At 70.2% G+C, this 14653-nt stretch carries 4 protein-coding genes; all 4 read left to right on the top strand.

Annotated elements, in window-relative coordinates; genetic code table 11:
* The first annotated feature begins 43 nt into the window (after positions 1-43).
* The 4 genes from ACAG20_RS14245 (at position 44) to ACAG20_RS14230 (ending at position 14653) form a co-directional block, all read left to right on the top strand.
* On the top strand, positions 44-1225 hold the full coding sequence (locus tag ACAG20_RS14245; RefSeq protein WP_370492998.1) for a sensor histidine kinase: 1182 nt from the start codon (positions 44-46) through the stop codon (positions 1223-1225).
* A gap of 40 nt (positions 1226-1265) precedes the next feature.
* On the top strand, positions 1266-1949 hold the full coding sequence (locus ACAG20_RS14240; RefSeq protein WP_370492997.1) for a response regulator: 684 nt from the start codon (positions 1266-1268) through the stop codon (positions 1947-1949).
* Positions 1950-2123: 174 nt separating this feature from the next.
* The gene (locus ACAG20_RS14235) at positions 2124-9263 is read left to right on the top strand and encodes an SDR family NAD(P)-dependent oxidoreductase (RefSeq protein WP_370492996.1); all 7140 of its coding nucleotides are present in this window, start codon (positions 2124-2126) and stop codon (positions 9261-9263) included.
* Complete coding sequence (locus ACAG20_RS14230) at positions 9260-14653, top strand: amino acid adenylation domain-containing protein (protein ID WP_370492995.1); 5394 nt, start codon at positions 9260-9262, stop codon at positions 14651-14653. The genes ACAG20_RS14235 and ACAG20_RS14230 overlap by 4 nt, the downstream gene beginning before the upstream one ends.

Raw genomic sequence — 14653 nt, 5'->3', positions numbered from 1 at the left:
ATCGCTGGCCAACCGTCGGTCCCGGACTGCGTACGATTTTGCCGTGGCTGCGACTTCGGCGCTGACGCTCGCTGCTGCGTCGGCACTGCCGGCGCTCATCGTGGGCGTCGCGGCCGGTTTTTGGTTATCGCCCCGGTTTGCCGAGCGGCGCCGACGGGTCCACACCGAACGAGCCGGGATCACCGTCTCGCAAATGCTGCAGCAGATCGTGGCGCACGCATCGTTGGGGATCGTCGTCGTCGACAGCCACCGCGATGTCGTCTATCTCAACGAGCGGGCCACCGAATTGGGGCTGGTGCACGGCCGGCTCCTCGATGACGACGCCTGGGCGGCCGCGGAGCTCGCCCTGGACGGTGAGCAGCAGGTCGATTTCGACCTCTCGGGGGCCAAGCGGGCCGCCGGGGCCACCCGATCGGAGTTCTCGGCGGTGCGCGGCTACGCCCGGTTGCTGTCCGAGGAGGATCGCCGGTTCGCGGTGGTGATCGTCGACGACCAATCCGAACAGGCCCGGATGGAAGCCAGCCGGCGCGACTTCGTGGCCAACGTCAGCCATGAGCTCAAAACTCCGGTGGGGGCGATGGGCCTGCTCGCCGAAGCGCTGCTGGCCTCTGCCGACGACCCCGAGGCGGTACGGCCGTTCGCGGAGAAGGTGTTGCTGGAGGCGAACCGGCTGGCCAACATGATCGGCGAGCTGATCGAGCTGTCCCGGCTGCAGGGGGCCGACCCGCTGCCGGACCTGGGCGCCGTCGATGTCGACAGTGTGGTGCACGAGGCGATCTCGCGGCACAAGGTGGCGGCCGACAACGCGGAGATCACCATCACCACCGACGCTCCGAGTGGCTTCCGGGTGCTCGGCAACGAACCGCTACTGGTCACCGCGCTGGCCAACCTGGTGTCCAACGCCATCGCGTACTCCCCGCACGGGGCGCCGGTGTCGATCAGCCGGCGGAGCCACGACGGCTTCATCGAGATCGCCGTCACCGACCGTGGGATCGGCATCGCGCGCAAGGATCAGCAACGGGTCTTCGAACGGTTCTTCCGCGGTGACAAGGCCCGGTCGCGGGCGACCGGCGGCAGCGGGCTCGGTCTGGCGATCGTCAAGCACGTGGCGGCCAACCACAACGGCACCATCTCGCTGTGGAGCCAGCCGGGTACCGGTTCGACGTTCACCTTGGCGATTCCCGCCTACCAGGGCAATGTGGACCATGAGAAGGAGGAACAGTGATCACACCCGTCGTCGGTCACCCAGAGGAGGAGCAGCGGCGATGACACACGTCTTGATCGTTGAGGACGAGGAGTCGCTGGCCGATCCGCTGGCGTTCCTGTTGCGCAAGGAGGGGTTCGAGGCGACCGTGGTCACCGACGGAACGGCGGCGCTGGCCGAGTTCGACCGCTCCGGCGCCGACATCGTGCTGTTGGACCTGATGCTTCCGGGGATGTCGGGCACCGACGTCTGCAAGCAACTGCGGGCCCGCTCCAGCGTGCCGGTGATTATGGTCACTGCCCGCGACAGCGAGATCGACAAGGTCGTCGGTCTGGAACTCGGCGCCGACGACTACGTGACCAAGCCCTATTCGGCCCGCGAGTTGATCGCGCGGATCCGGGCGGTGCTGCGCCGTGGCGGCGACGACGAGGGCGGCGTCGGCGAGGGCGTGCTGGAATCGGGTCCGGTGCGCATGGACGTCGAACGCCATGTCGTCATGGTCAACGGCGAGCAGATCACCTTGCCCCTCAAGGAGTTCGACCTGCTCGAATACCTGATGCGCAACACCGGCCGGGTGCTCACCCGCGGCCAGTTGATCGACCGGGTCTGGGGTGCCGACTACGTCGGCGACACCAAGACCTTGGATGTCCACGTCAAACGACTACGGTCCAAGATCGAGGTCGATCCGGCCAATCCGGTGCACTTGGTTACCGTGCGGGGACTGGGGTACAAGCTGGAGGGCTGAGCTTCGCGCCGTCACCGCGGCTGGGTGATCTAACTTGCTCGTGCGGCTGTCGTCGCCGAAAATCACGAGATTGACGTCCTGCTTCTTAAGGTAACCTTAATCAAGGTTGCCTACGGAACTCTTGGGCCCAATTTTTTTCACCCATCTTCGTTAGCCATACGGGAGACGCGATCGATGAGCGGGCCGGACGACACGGTGCATACCCTCCGCACGCTGGTGGACCTGCTGATGCAGCGCGCCCAGCAGCGGGGAGATGCGCCGGCGTTCAGCTTCTCCCGTGACGGCGACGAGCAGGAGACCAGCCGGGCGTCCTACCGAGACCTGGACCGGCGTGCCCGCCAGATCGCCGCCGACCTGCAGGCTCAGGGAGCCGCCGGGGAACGGGTGCTGGTGCTGTGCCCGCCCGGCCTGGATTTCATCGCCGGCTTCTTCGGGTGCCTCTACGCCGGTGCCATCGCGATCCCGGTACACCCTCCGATGCGCGAACACCTCCTCCCGCGCGTCGAGTCGATCATCGCCGACGTCCAGCCCGGCTTCGCGCTCACCACCAGCGAGATCGAGCCGCGGATCAAGCCCGCGATCGACGCGCTGCCCGGCGGACAGGCGCTGCGGTGGACGATGACCGACGACACCGCCGCAGGCAGCGAGGCGGCCTGGGCGCCGCCGCAAATCGACGGCGACAGCATCGCGATGCTGCAGTACACCTCCGGGTCGACCAGCGCTCCCAAGGGCGTGGTGCTCACCCACGGCAACCTGATGCACAACCTGGTGACCATCGCCGAGGCCTGGGACGCCAACACCGACATGCCGCACGTGGTGGGGGTCTTCTGGCTGCCGCCCTACCACGACATGGGCCTGATCGGCGGGCTGCTGGAAACGCTCTATGTCGGGGGCCATTCGATCCTCATGCCGCCGACCGCGTTCATCAAGCGGCCGATGCGGTGGCTGGAGGCGATCTCACGGCACCGCGCCATGATCACCGCGGCACCCAACTTCGCCTTCGACATGTGCGTCGAGCTGAGCAGCCCGGCCGAGCGCGCGGCACTGGACCTGTCCAATTGGACGGTCGCGCTGTGCGGCGCCGAACCGGTGCGCACCGCCACCCTGGACGCGTTCGCCGAGGCGTTCGCACCGGCCGGCTTCAAGAAGGAATCGTTCTATCCGGTGTACGGCCTGGCGGAGGCCACCCTGCTGGTCTCCGGCGGCTCGGACCGCCCGGTGCCGATGGTGCAGCACATCGACCGGGTCGCGCTCGGCGACAACCGGGTCATCGACGTGCACGCCGAGGACCCCAACGTCGCGACCCTGGTGGGTTGCGGCAAGCCGCGCGGCGGTCAGCGGGTGATCATCGTCGACCCGGAGACCCGCCGGGAATGCGCCGCCGACCGGGTGGGGGAGATCTGGCTGGCCGGCGGTAGCGTCGCCCACGGCTACTGGGGGGCTCCGGAGTTGTCCGCGGAGACGTTCGCCGCGACGCTGTCCGACAGCGGCGAGGGTCCCTTCCTGCGCACCGGCGATCTGGGCTTCCTGCACTCCGGGGAGCTGTTCGTCACCGGCCGCCGCAAGGACCTGATCATCATCCGGGGTACCAACCACTACCCCAATGACATCGAGCTGACCGTGCAGCACATCAACCCGGGACTGCTGCGCGGCCGCGGTGCGGTGTTCTCGATCGCCCCGGAACCGGGCGCTGCCGAACAGCTCGTCGTGGTGCAGGAGGTCGACCCGAGCCGGATCGGTGCCGACGCCGTCGAGGACGTGATGCAGGCGATCCGCACCGCGGTAACCGAGAACCACTCCGTCCGCACCTACGCCGTCGTCCTGGTGCAGCCGCTGCAACTGCCCACCACCTCCAGCGGCAAGATTCAGCGCAGCGCCTGCAAGCAGCAGTACATCGACGGTGCGTTGCCGGTCGTGGCGCAGTGGCCGTCGGCCGCCTCACGGCCGCGGCCGCAGCCCGAATCCGAACCGCCCCCGGCGGCGCAGCCGGACCGGCAGGCGGCGGGAACTCGCACCGCGGCCGAGATCAGTGCCTGGCTCGTCGACCGGCTCGCCCAGGACCTCGAGTTGCCCGTCGCCGAGGTCGACCCGGCCAAGCCGTTCGCCTTCTACGGGCTGGATTCCATTCACGCCGTGCGGCTTTCGACCGCACTAGAGCAGTGGCTGGGCTGTGAGCTGGCGCCCACCATCGCCTACGAATACCCCTCGATCGACATCCTCTCGGACCACCTGGCCCGCGTCGCCAAGGACGAGCAGTCCGGCAGCCGGCAGCCGGAACCCACCGAGCGGCCGGCCGCCGACGAGCCGATCGCGATCGTCGGCATCGGTTGCCGGTTCCCGGGCGCCGACGGTCCCGAGGCCTTCTGGCGGCTGCTGTCGGACGGGGTGGACGCCACCGGTGAGGTCCCGGCCGACCGCTGGGACGTCGACGCGTTCTACCACCCCGATCCGTCGGTGCCGGGCACCGCGGTCACGCGCCGGGGCGGGTTCCTGGACCAGGTCGACCAATTCGACTTTCAGTTCTTCGGGATCTCGCCGCGGGAGTCGGCGCAGATGGACCCGCAGCAGCGGTTGCTGCTCGAAGTGGCCTGGGAGGCCCTGGAGGATGCCGGTCAGGTCCCCGACGCGCTGGCCGGCAGCCGCACCGGCGTGTTCGTCGGCATCTCCACCAACGACTACGGCTTCCTGCGGCTGGGTCAGCCCCAGCTCGTCGACGCCTACACCGGCACCGGCAACGCGCTGAGCATCGCCGCCAACCGGCTGTCCTACACCTTCGACTTCCACGGCCCGAGCCTGTCGGTGGACACCGCCTGCTCCTCGTCGCTGGTGGCCGTCGACCTGGCATGCCGCAGCCTGCGCGACGGCGAGTGCAGCATGGCGCTGGCAGCCGGGGTGAACGTGATCCTGTCGCCGGCGCTGGCGATCAACTTTTCCAAGGCCCGGGTGATGGCCCCCGACGGCCGGTGCAAGACGTTCGACGCCGACGCCGACGGGTATGTGCGCGGCGAGGGCGCCGGGGTCGTGGTGCTCAAGCCGCTGCGCCGGGCACTGGAGGACAACGACCCGGTCTACGCGGTGATCCGCGGCAGCGCCACCAACTCCGACGGCCGGACCAACGGCCTGATCGCCCCCAGCGGGCGGGCGCAGGAGCGCGTGGTCACCGAGGCGTTCCGCCGGGCGGGCCTGCCGGCCGGCGCGGTCCAGTACGTCGAGGCACACGGCACCGGCACGGCCATCGGTGATGCCATCGAGGCCAACGCGCTGGGCACCGTGCTGGCCGAGGGCCGGCCCGAGGGCAGCCGCTGCCTGGTGGGTTCGGTCAAGACCAACATCGGCCACCTGGAGGCGGCCGCCGGCATCGCCGGGCTGATCAAAGTGGCGCTGTCGCTGCAACATCGGGCCATTCCGGGCAGCCTGAACTACACCGAGCCGAATCCGCACATCCTGTTCGAGAGCCTGCCGCTGGAGGTGGTGAGCACGCTGACGCCGTGGCCGGCGGGCAGCCGCGCCGTGGCCGGCGTCAGCTCGTTCGGGTTCGGCGGCACCAACGCCCACGTGGTGCTCACCGAGGCCCCGCAGGTCCGCAGCAGCCACCCCGACGACGATGCGGCGCCGCGCGCCGAACTGCTGGCGCTGTCCGCCCGGTCGCCGGAGGCGCTGACGGCGCTGGTCGGCGAGTACGAGATGGCGCTGTTTTCCAGCGGTCTCGCGGGGGCCGGCGCACTGGCCGACCTCTGCTACACCGCCGGTGCACGTCGCGGCCACCACGACTACCGGCTGGCGGTGGTCGGCGACTCAGCAGCCGCGCTGTTCGAGTCGCTGTCGGCCTACCGGCTGGGTGAGTCCCGTCCTGGTCTGTCGGTCGGGCATTGCTCAGCTGGGCTCGCCGTCCGATCCCCCGCCGTGACGTTCATCTTCTCGGGGCAGGGTTCGCAGTGGCACGGCATGGCGCAGCGGTTGCAGGCCGAGGAACCGGTGTTCGCCGACGCGCTGGCCGGCTGCGACAACGCGCTGCACCCGCACCTGGGGCACTCGATCCTCAAGGAGCTGGCCCGCCAGAATGGCCCCGAGGACAAGTCCAAGCTCTCCGACATCGGCATCCTGCAGCCGACGATCTTCGCGATTCAGGTGGCGCTCGCCGCGCTGTGGCGGTCCTGGGGTGTCGAACCCGCCGCGGTGGTCGGGCACAGTCTCGGCGAGGTGGCGGCCGCCCACGTCGCCGGGGCGCTGAGCCTCGAGGACGCCGCGCGGGTGATCTGCGCGCGGGCCCGGATGCTGCGAGGCGTACGCGGCCGCGGCGCGATGATGGTCACCGAGACCACCCTGGCCGAGGCGCAGGAGCTCATCGCCGGTCATGAGCGCGAGGTCGCGGTCGCCGCCAGCAACAGCCACCGGTCGACGGTGCTCGCCGGCGAGCGCGCGGTGCTGGAAGAGCTGATGGCCCACCTGGCCAAGCGGGACCGGTTCTGCCGGTGGATCGAGGTCGACGTGGCCTCCCACAGCCCGCAGATGGAGGCCCTCGGCGCAGGCCTGCGCGGCAGCCTGGTCAAGCTGAAGCCGACCGCGCCGACGGTGCCGATGTACTCGACGGTCACCGGGGAACTGGTGGGCGAGCGGCTGCTGGACGCCGACTACTGGGTGTCCAACCTGTGTTCGCCGGTGCGGTTCTCAGCTGCGCTGCGCCGGCTGCTGGAGACCGGACACGACACCTTCGTCGAGGTCAGCCCGCACCCCATCCTGCTGACCGGGGCCCGTGAAGACGCCGAGCAGCTCCACCGCAGCGTGACGCTGCTGCCCTCGATGCGCCGTGACGATGAGGGCCGCTCGACCATGCTCGGCTCGCTGGGCGCCCTCTACACCCGGGGACACCCGGTGGCCTGGGAGCAGATCTACCCGCAGGACAGCCAGTGCGTTCCCGCGCCCAGCTATCCCTGGCAGCGAGTGCACTCCTGGCTGGACGCCGGCTCCATCGCCGCGCCGCGCCACGGCAGCACCGCAGCCTCGGGCGGCTGGCGCGGCCCCATCCGATCGGCCGCGCAGCCGGCAACGGTGCTGGCCGAGGTCGACGTGACCACCGGGGCGCTGTCGGCCGAGCAGCTGCGTGACTTGGCTTGCACGGCAGCCGAGTTGGCGTTCGGCCCGGGCAGCCGGTCGGTCGGCGAGCTGAGCCTGCGCGGCGCTCCGGCCGCTGCGGGCACCGTGCAGTTCGCGCTGACCGATGACGCGTTCGAGTGTTACGCCGGCGAGGCCGGCGGCCACTGGTCGCTGCTGGCCACCGGCACCCTCGTCACCGACCAGGCCGCGGAGCCGGTCGTCGTCGCCGCGGATCCGCGCGACCGCAGCTATGCGCTGCGCTGGCAACCCGCGTCGATCGTCGCCGACGGCTCAGGCCGGTCTGAGAACCGGACGGCCGAACCCGGCAGCTGGCTGATCCTGTCCGACGGCCCGGCGGCCGACACGCTGCGGGACCACCTGGAGGCGCAGTCGCAGTCCTGCGTGCTGGTGGAGGCGGTCGTCGGGCTCGCCGAGATCGAACGCGTGAGCGCGGACAGCTACCGCATCGACCCGGAGAAACCCGAACACTTCGCCGAGCTGCTGCGCGCGGCGTTCGGCGGCGACCGGCCGCCGTGTCGCGGCGTGGTGCAGCTGTGGAACCTGCTGATCTCCGACGACGAGTCGCTGGACACCGCGACCACCCTCGGGTCGCTGAGCGTGGTCCACCTCATCCAGGCCCTGACGCTGTCGGGCTGGCCGGAGTCGCCGCGGCTGTGGCTGGTGACCCGCGGTGCGCAACCGGCCGGCTGGGACGAGTCCGGGCCCGCCGCACCGGCGGTGGGGCAGGCGCCGGTGTGGGGACTGGCCCGCAGCATCGACCACGAACATCCGGAACTGCGCGCTACCGCCGTCGATTTGTCGACCGACAGCGGCACCGAAGAACTGCGTGCCCTGTTCAGCGAGATCTGGTCGGACAGCAGCGAGACCGACGTGGCGCTGCGCGGCCACCGCCGCTACGTTGCTCGGCTGGAGCCCTTGGAGAACCCGGCGGCGCTGTCCGAACAGCCCGGCGAGTTCGCGGCGCGCCCAGACGCCAGCTATCTGATCACCGGCGGCCTCGGCGCGGTCGGTGGCAAGATCGCTGGCTGGCTGGTCGAGCGCGGTGCCCGCCACCTGGTCCTGATGGGGCGCAGCGCGCCATCGGCCGCCGCCCGGGCGACACTGGACGCGCTGCGGGCCGCGGGCGCCGAGGTGACGGTCGCCCAAGGTGACGTGACCAATGCCGATGACGTCGCGGCGGTCCTGGCCACCATCGGTGCGACGATGCCGCCGCTGCGCGGCGTGGTGCATGCGGCCGGCACCGTCGACGATGCAATCCTGGCGCGCCTGGACGCCGCGAAGCTGCGCGCGGTGATGGCGCCGAAGGTGCAGGGCGCCTGGAACCTGCACACCCTGACCGTCGATGCCGAACTGGACTTCTTCGTGCTGTTCTCCTCGGCCGCGTCGGTGCTGGGTTCGCCCGGGGCCGCCAACTACGGGGCCGCGAACGCCTTCCTCGACGCGCTGGCCTGGCACCGTCGGGCGGGCGGCCGGCCGGCGCTCAGCGTCAACTTCGGCCCGTGGGCCGGATTGGGCATGTTCGCCAACTCCGAGTTGCACCGCCACTTCTCGCACTACGGTGTCGAAGGCATGCCGGCAGCGGCGTACTTCGCCGCGCTGGCGGCGCTGCTGGCCGGGCCGGCATCCCAAGCGACGCAGGTCTTGGTGCTCGACATCGACTGGGCGCGGTGGCGTCCCAGCGCGCAGTCACCGCTGCTGCGCGACCTGCAGGCGGCGGTGCCGGGCGGCCCGGCCACCGCGAGCGGGCTGTTCGAGGCCGTGCAGGCCGCCGATCCGGCGCAACGTCAGCAGCTGCTGGAGACCTATCTGCGTGACCTGGTCGCCGGCAAGCTGGGACTGGCCCCGTCGGGCCTGGATGTCACCGCGCCGCTGAACAATCTCGGGGTGGACTCACTGATCACCCTGGAACTGCGTATCCAGGTGGAGCGGGAACTCGGCATCGTGGTGCCGGTCGCGCGCCTGCTGGACGGGCCCAGCGTGGTCAGCCTGTCCAGCTGGCTCAGCGAGCAGTTGGCCGCCGGCGGCCACGCCGAGCCGATCCCGGTGCCCGGTACCGGTGCGGCGCCCGACGTCGGACTGCCGACACCGGAGGCGGACGTGCTCGCGCAGGTCTCCGACCTCTCCGACGAGGCAGTGGATGCGTTGCTGGCGAAGATGATCGCCGACGGCGAGCACGCCCAGGATGGGAGTAGCCCGTGACGGACGGACCCGATGGGCCCATCGACATCTCCGGCCTGTCGCCGGAGAAGAAGCGCGAACTGCTGGCTGCGCTGCTGACGGCCAAAGCACAGCAGCAGACATCCGAACACCAGCTGTCCTACGGTCAGCGGTCGATGTGGTTCGTCCACCGGCTCGCGCCCGACAGTGCCGCCTACACCGTCGCCTACGCCGGACGCATCGCCGCCCGCCTCGACGTGCCGGCCCTGGAGCGGGCCGCCCAGGCGTTGGTGGACCGGCATCCGATGCTGCGCACCAGCTACGCCGAGCGTGACGGCCAGCCGATCGGACTCGTCCACGCCCATTGGCCGGTGCGGATCGACACTCACCGCATCGGTGCGGACCCGGCGGAGCTGCAGCAGTGGATCCAGGCCGAGACCGATCGGCCGTTCGATCTGCGCAACGGCCCGGTGCTGCGGCTGACGCTGCTCGAACGCCCCGACGACCACGTGTTGCTGCTGACGGTGCACCACATCGCCGTCGACTTCTGGTCCATCGACGTCATCCTCGACGAGCTGCGTGCGCTCTACGCGGCCGAGCACGGCGCCGCCGTGCCGGAGGCTACCGCCGACCGCTACGTCGACTATGCCGCGCAGCAGACCGCGATGCTGAACGGTCCTGAGGGCGAACGGCTCTGGCAATACTGGCGGGACGCGATGAGCGGCGAGCTGCCGACACTGGCGCTGCCCACCGATCGGCCCCGTCCGGCGGTACAGACCTATGACGGTGCGCTGCACCGGTTCAGCGTCGACGCCGCCGTGACCGCCGGGCTCAAGCACGTCGCGCGGACGGCCGGCGCGACGCCGTACATGACACTGCTGGCGGCCTACGCGGTGCTGCTGCACCGCTACAGCGGCCAGGACGACCTGGTCATCGGCTCGCCGTTCGCCTGCCGCGACCGGGCCGGGCTGATGGGCCTGGTCGGCTATGTCACCAACCCGCTGCCGCTGCGCGTCGACGTGAGCGACGACCCGAGTTTCGCCGCGCTGCTGGGCCAGGTCAAAGACACCGTGCTGGGCGCCATCGCGCACCAGGAGTACCCGCTGCCGCTGCTCGTGGAGCGGCTGCGGCCGGCGCGCGACGCCGGGCGCACCCCGCTGTTCCAGGTGTCGTTCGCCTGGCAGCAGGTTCGGTTGTTCGACGAAAACACAGTCAACGGGGCAGGTTCCGACGCCGTCCTTCCGCTGGAGACGCTCTACATCGGCCAGGGCGGTTCGCCGTTCGACATCACCATGCAGGTCGGCGAACACCAGGACCAGCTGCAGCTGGCGCTGCAGTACAACACCGACCTGTTCGACGCCGCGACCATGGAGCGGATGGGCGAGCATTTCAGGCTGCTGCTCGACGGCATTGCCGCCGACCCGAACACCCCGGTGTCGCAGCTGCCGCTGCTCACCGACGCCGAACGCGCCCGGCTGCAGTCCTGGAACGACACCGCGGTCGACTACCCGCTCGCTTCGGCCCCCGCGGGCCTGCACGACATGGTCGCCGCCGCAGCCGCACGCACACCCGAGGCCGTGGCGGTGAGTTACGACGGCCGGGAGCTGAGCTACGCCGACCTGGACCGGCGGGCCAACGGGCTGGCACATCGGTTGCGCCGGTTCGGTGTCGGTGCCGGGGCCGGCACTGACGTGGTGCCGGTGCTGCTGGAACGCTCCGAAGACCTGGTGATCGCCCTGCTGGGGGTGCTCAAGGCCGGCGGCGTCTTCCTGCCGCTGGATCCCGCCCAGCCCGCCCGGCGGATGGAAGCGATGCTGGCCGACGTGCCGGACGCGCCGGTCTGCGTCACCCGCCGTGAGCAACTGGCCTATGTGCCAACAGATTTCACTGGCGCTCGGCTCTGCCTCGATCAGCCGTGGGCGGCGCCGGCCGAAGCGGATTCCGCGCCGGAGGTGACCGCGGCCGAGCTCGCCTACCTGATGTACACCTCCGGTTCCACCGGTACCCCCAAGGGGGCGTTGAACACCCACGCCGGTATCCGCAACCGGTTGCTGTGGATGCAGGACGCCTATCCGCTGTCCGCCGAGGATCGGGTGCTGCACAAGACCCCGATCAACTTCGACCCGTTCGTCTGGGAGATTTTCTGGCCGTTGATCGTCGGTGCGCGGGTGGTGATCGCCAAACCGGAGGGCCACAAGGACGCCGGCTACCTGGCGCGCACCATCGCCGAACAACACATCACCACAATGCATTTCGTTCCCTCGATGCTGCGGCGCTTCCTGGCGGAGCCCGCGGCCGCATCCTGCACCGGGCTGCGGCGGGTGTTCTGCAGCGGTGAAGCACTCACCGCTGACCTGCGCGACGCGTTCTTCGACGCGCTCCCGGCCGAGCTGTACAACCTCTACGGTCCCACCGAGGCCGCCATCGACGTCACGCACTTCCCTTGTGTGCGGGGCGAAACCGAGCCGGTCATTCCAATCGGGCGGCCGATCGCCAACATCGCCATCCACCTGCTCGACGCCGTGGGCAACCCGGTTCCGGTGGGCGTGCCGGGCGAGCTGTGCATCGGCGGCGTCGGCGTGGCGCGCGGCTACCTGAACCGGCCGGAGGCCACTGCCGCAGCGTTCGCCGACGACCCGTTCAGTGCGGTTCCGGGGGCGTTGCTCTACCGCACCGGCGACCTGGCCCGCTACCGCCCTGACGGCAACATCGAATACCTGGGCCGCCGAGACGATCAGGTGAAGATCAACGGTTTCCGGATCGAGCTCGGTGAGGTGGAGGCCGCGCTGGCCAACCACCCGGGCATCGCCGAATGCGCGGTCGTGGCGCGCAAGGACAGCTCCGGCAACACCCAGCTGATCGCGCATATCGTGCCGGTCGCGGCGCTCCCGGGCACCGCGGACCTGCGTCGGTTCCTGCTGGAACTGGTTCCCGCGGCGATGGTGCCCGCGGTGTTCCGCGCCACCGACCTGTTGCCGCTGTCGCCCAGCGGCAAGGTGGATCGGCGGGCGCTGCTGGCTCTCGACGCCGACCTGGATGCCGCGCCGACGGAGTTCGTCGCGCCGCGCAACGCCACCGAGGAGGCGCTCGCCCAGATCTGGCGCGAGGTGCTCGACGTGGACCGGGTCGGGGTCACCGACGACTTCTTCGCCCTCGGCGGCGCTTCCACCCAGGCGCTCGAGGTCGCGGTGCGGGCGGGTGAGCTCGGCATGGAGCTGCGCCCGGAGTCGATGTTCGTCTACGGCACCGTCGCCGAACTGGCCGCCGAGTTCGGCCCGATCGGCGGCGCCGCCCAAGCCGAGCAGCCCGCGGCGCCGCAGTCCCAGCCCGTGGTGGTCGCGCCCCAACCGGCCCCGGCGCCCCAGCCGGCCCCCGCGCCGGTGATCGCACCGGCGAAGGCCGGTCCGTCCCGCAACGTTGTCATCGAAAGCCTCGGCGTGTATCTGCCGCCGCGGGCGGTCTCCACCGAGCAGGTGCTCGCCGACTGTGTCAACGAGGTGAAGATTCCGCTGGAGCGTCTCACCGGCATCAAGAACCGGCGGATGGCCGGCGTTGACGAATTCTCGATCGACCTGGGCCGCAAGGCGATCGCCGACTGCCTGTCCCGGTCCAGTTACGCTCCCGAAGAGATCGACCTGGTCATCGCCTGCAACATCTCGCGCTGCGACGGCCCCGAGCACATGTTCACCTTCGAGCCCAGCACCGCCTCACAACTGCGCGATGAGCTGGGGCTGACCAACGCGGTGTGCTTCGACATCAACAACGCCTGCGCGGGCATGTTCACCGGTGTCAGCGTGGCCCAGGACTTCCTCAAGACCGGGCTGGTGCGCAACGCGCTGGTGTTCAGCGGCGAATACATCAGCCACATCACCGAAACCGCGCAGCAGGAGATCGAGGGCGCGATGGACCCGCGGCTGGCCTGCCTGACCGTCGGCGACGCCGGCGCGGCAGCGGTACTCGAACTCGGACCCAATGACCGGGTCGGCTTCCACGACCTGGACCTGGCCACCTACAGCGAATTCGCCAAACTGTGCATCGCCAAGGCCACCGAGGGCCCGCACGGTGGCGCCATCATGGTCACCGACTCGGTCACCCAGACCGCGATCGCGGTGAAGCACTCGGTGCCCTACGTCGCGGCGGTGATGCAGCGGCACGGCTGGCGTCCCGAGACGGCCGATCAGCTACTGATGCATCAGACCTCCGAGGCGTCGATCAACGACGCCATCCTGACCATCAACCGGGTGTTCGGCGCCGGGGCGGCCAGCCGGGCCAACACCATCTGCAACCTTGCAGAACGAGGAAACACCGCCACCACAACGCATTTCGTCGCACTGTATGACTACATCAACGCGGGCCGGATCAACTCAGGTGACAACGTGGTGCTGTCCATCACCGGTTCCGGGCAGACCATCGGCACCGGGCTCTACACCTTCGACGACCTGCCCGACCGGATGCGCCGCGCCGGCAACGGCCAGGCCGGGCAGCCCGCCCGCGGCACCCGGTCCCGCCGCCGGGAGCTGCCGGCGACGCCGCGGGTGCGGATCGAGGGGATCGGCATAGCTGTGCCGGATTCGGGGCCCGCGGGCCCGCGGGCCAGCTCGATCCGGTTCGCCGTCGACGCCGCGGCCGCCTGCCTGGACGACAGCGGGGTCGAGCGGACCGACGTCGGACTGGTCATCCACACCGGTATCTACCGCGATGACTTCCTGTCCGAACCGGCCGTGGCCACCCTGGTCGCCGGCGAGGTCGGGATCAACGCCGAACCCGAGTCCGCGGAGGCGCCCAAGACGTTCGCATTCGACATCCTCAACGGCGCAGTCGGTTTCCTCAACGGCTGTCACGTCGCGGCCGGAATGATCGGCGCCGGCCGGACAGGCCACGCCATGGTGTTGGCCTCCGAGGTGGAGAACAACACCCCGCAGAGCGGCTACCCGCGCACCGGGGTCACCGAGACCGGGTCGGCGATCATGCTGAGCCCCAGCGCCGGCCCGGAGGGCTTCGGCCGGTTCGTCTTCGCCCACCACCCCGAATACCGGGGCGCACTGCGGACCTACACCCAGGAGCGCGACGGCCGGATGTGGCTGCGGGTCGACCGCGATCCGAACCTGGCCGCCATCTACGTGAGCTGCCTGCCCTCGGCGGTCAAGCAGTTGCTGACGCTGGAGGCCTTGGAGCCCGAGGACGTCGCGCTGGTGTTCCCGCCGTATCTTCCGGGCGCCGCCCTCGACGAACTCGCCGCCGGCATCGGGGTGGACCGGTCACGGTTCATCGACCTCGCGGCGCAGGGCCACGCCAGTGACCCGTTCACCTCGACGCTGCCCTACCAGATCGCCGACGCGCGGCAACGCGGCCTGGCCAAGTCCGGCGACGTCGCGTTGATCATGGCCGTCGGCTCCGGTGTCGAGGTCGGCTGCACGACCTACCGGTTCTGA

It is taken from the genome of Mycobacterium sp. pW045 (genome assembly GCF_041287085.1).
Taxonomy (GTDB): Bacteria; Actinomycetota; Actinomycetes; order Mycobacteriales; family Mycobacteriaceae; genus Mycobacterium; species Mycobacterium algericum_A.
The sequence above is the reverse complement of the archived record's forward strand: the minus strand, read 5'-3'. Positions and strand labels throughout refer to the sequence as shown.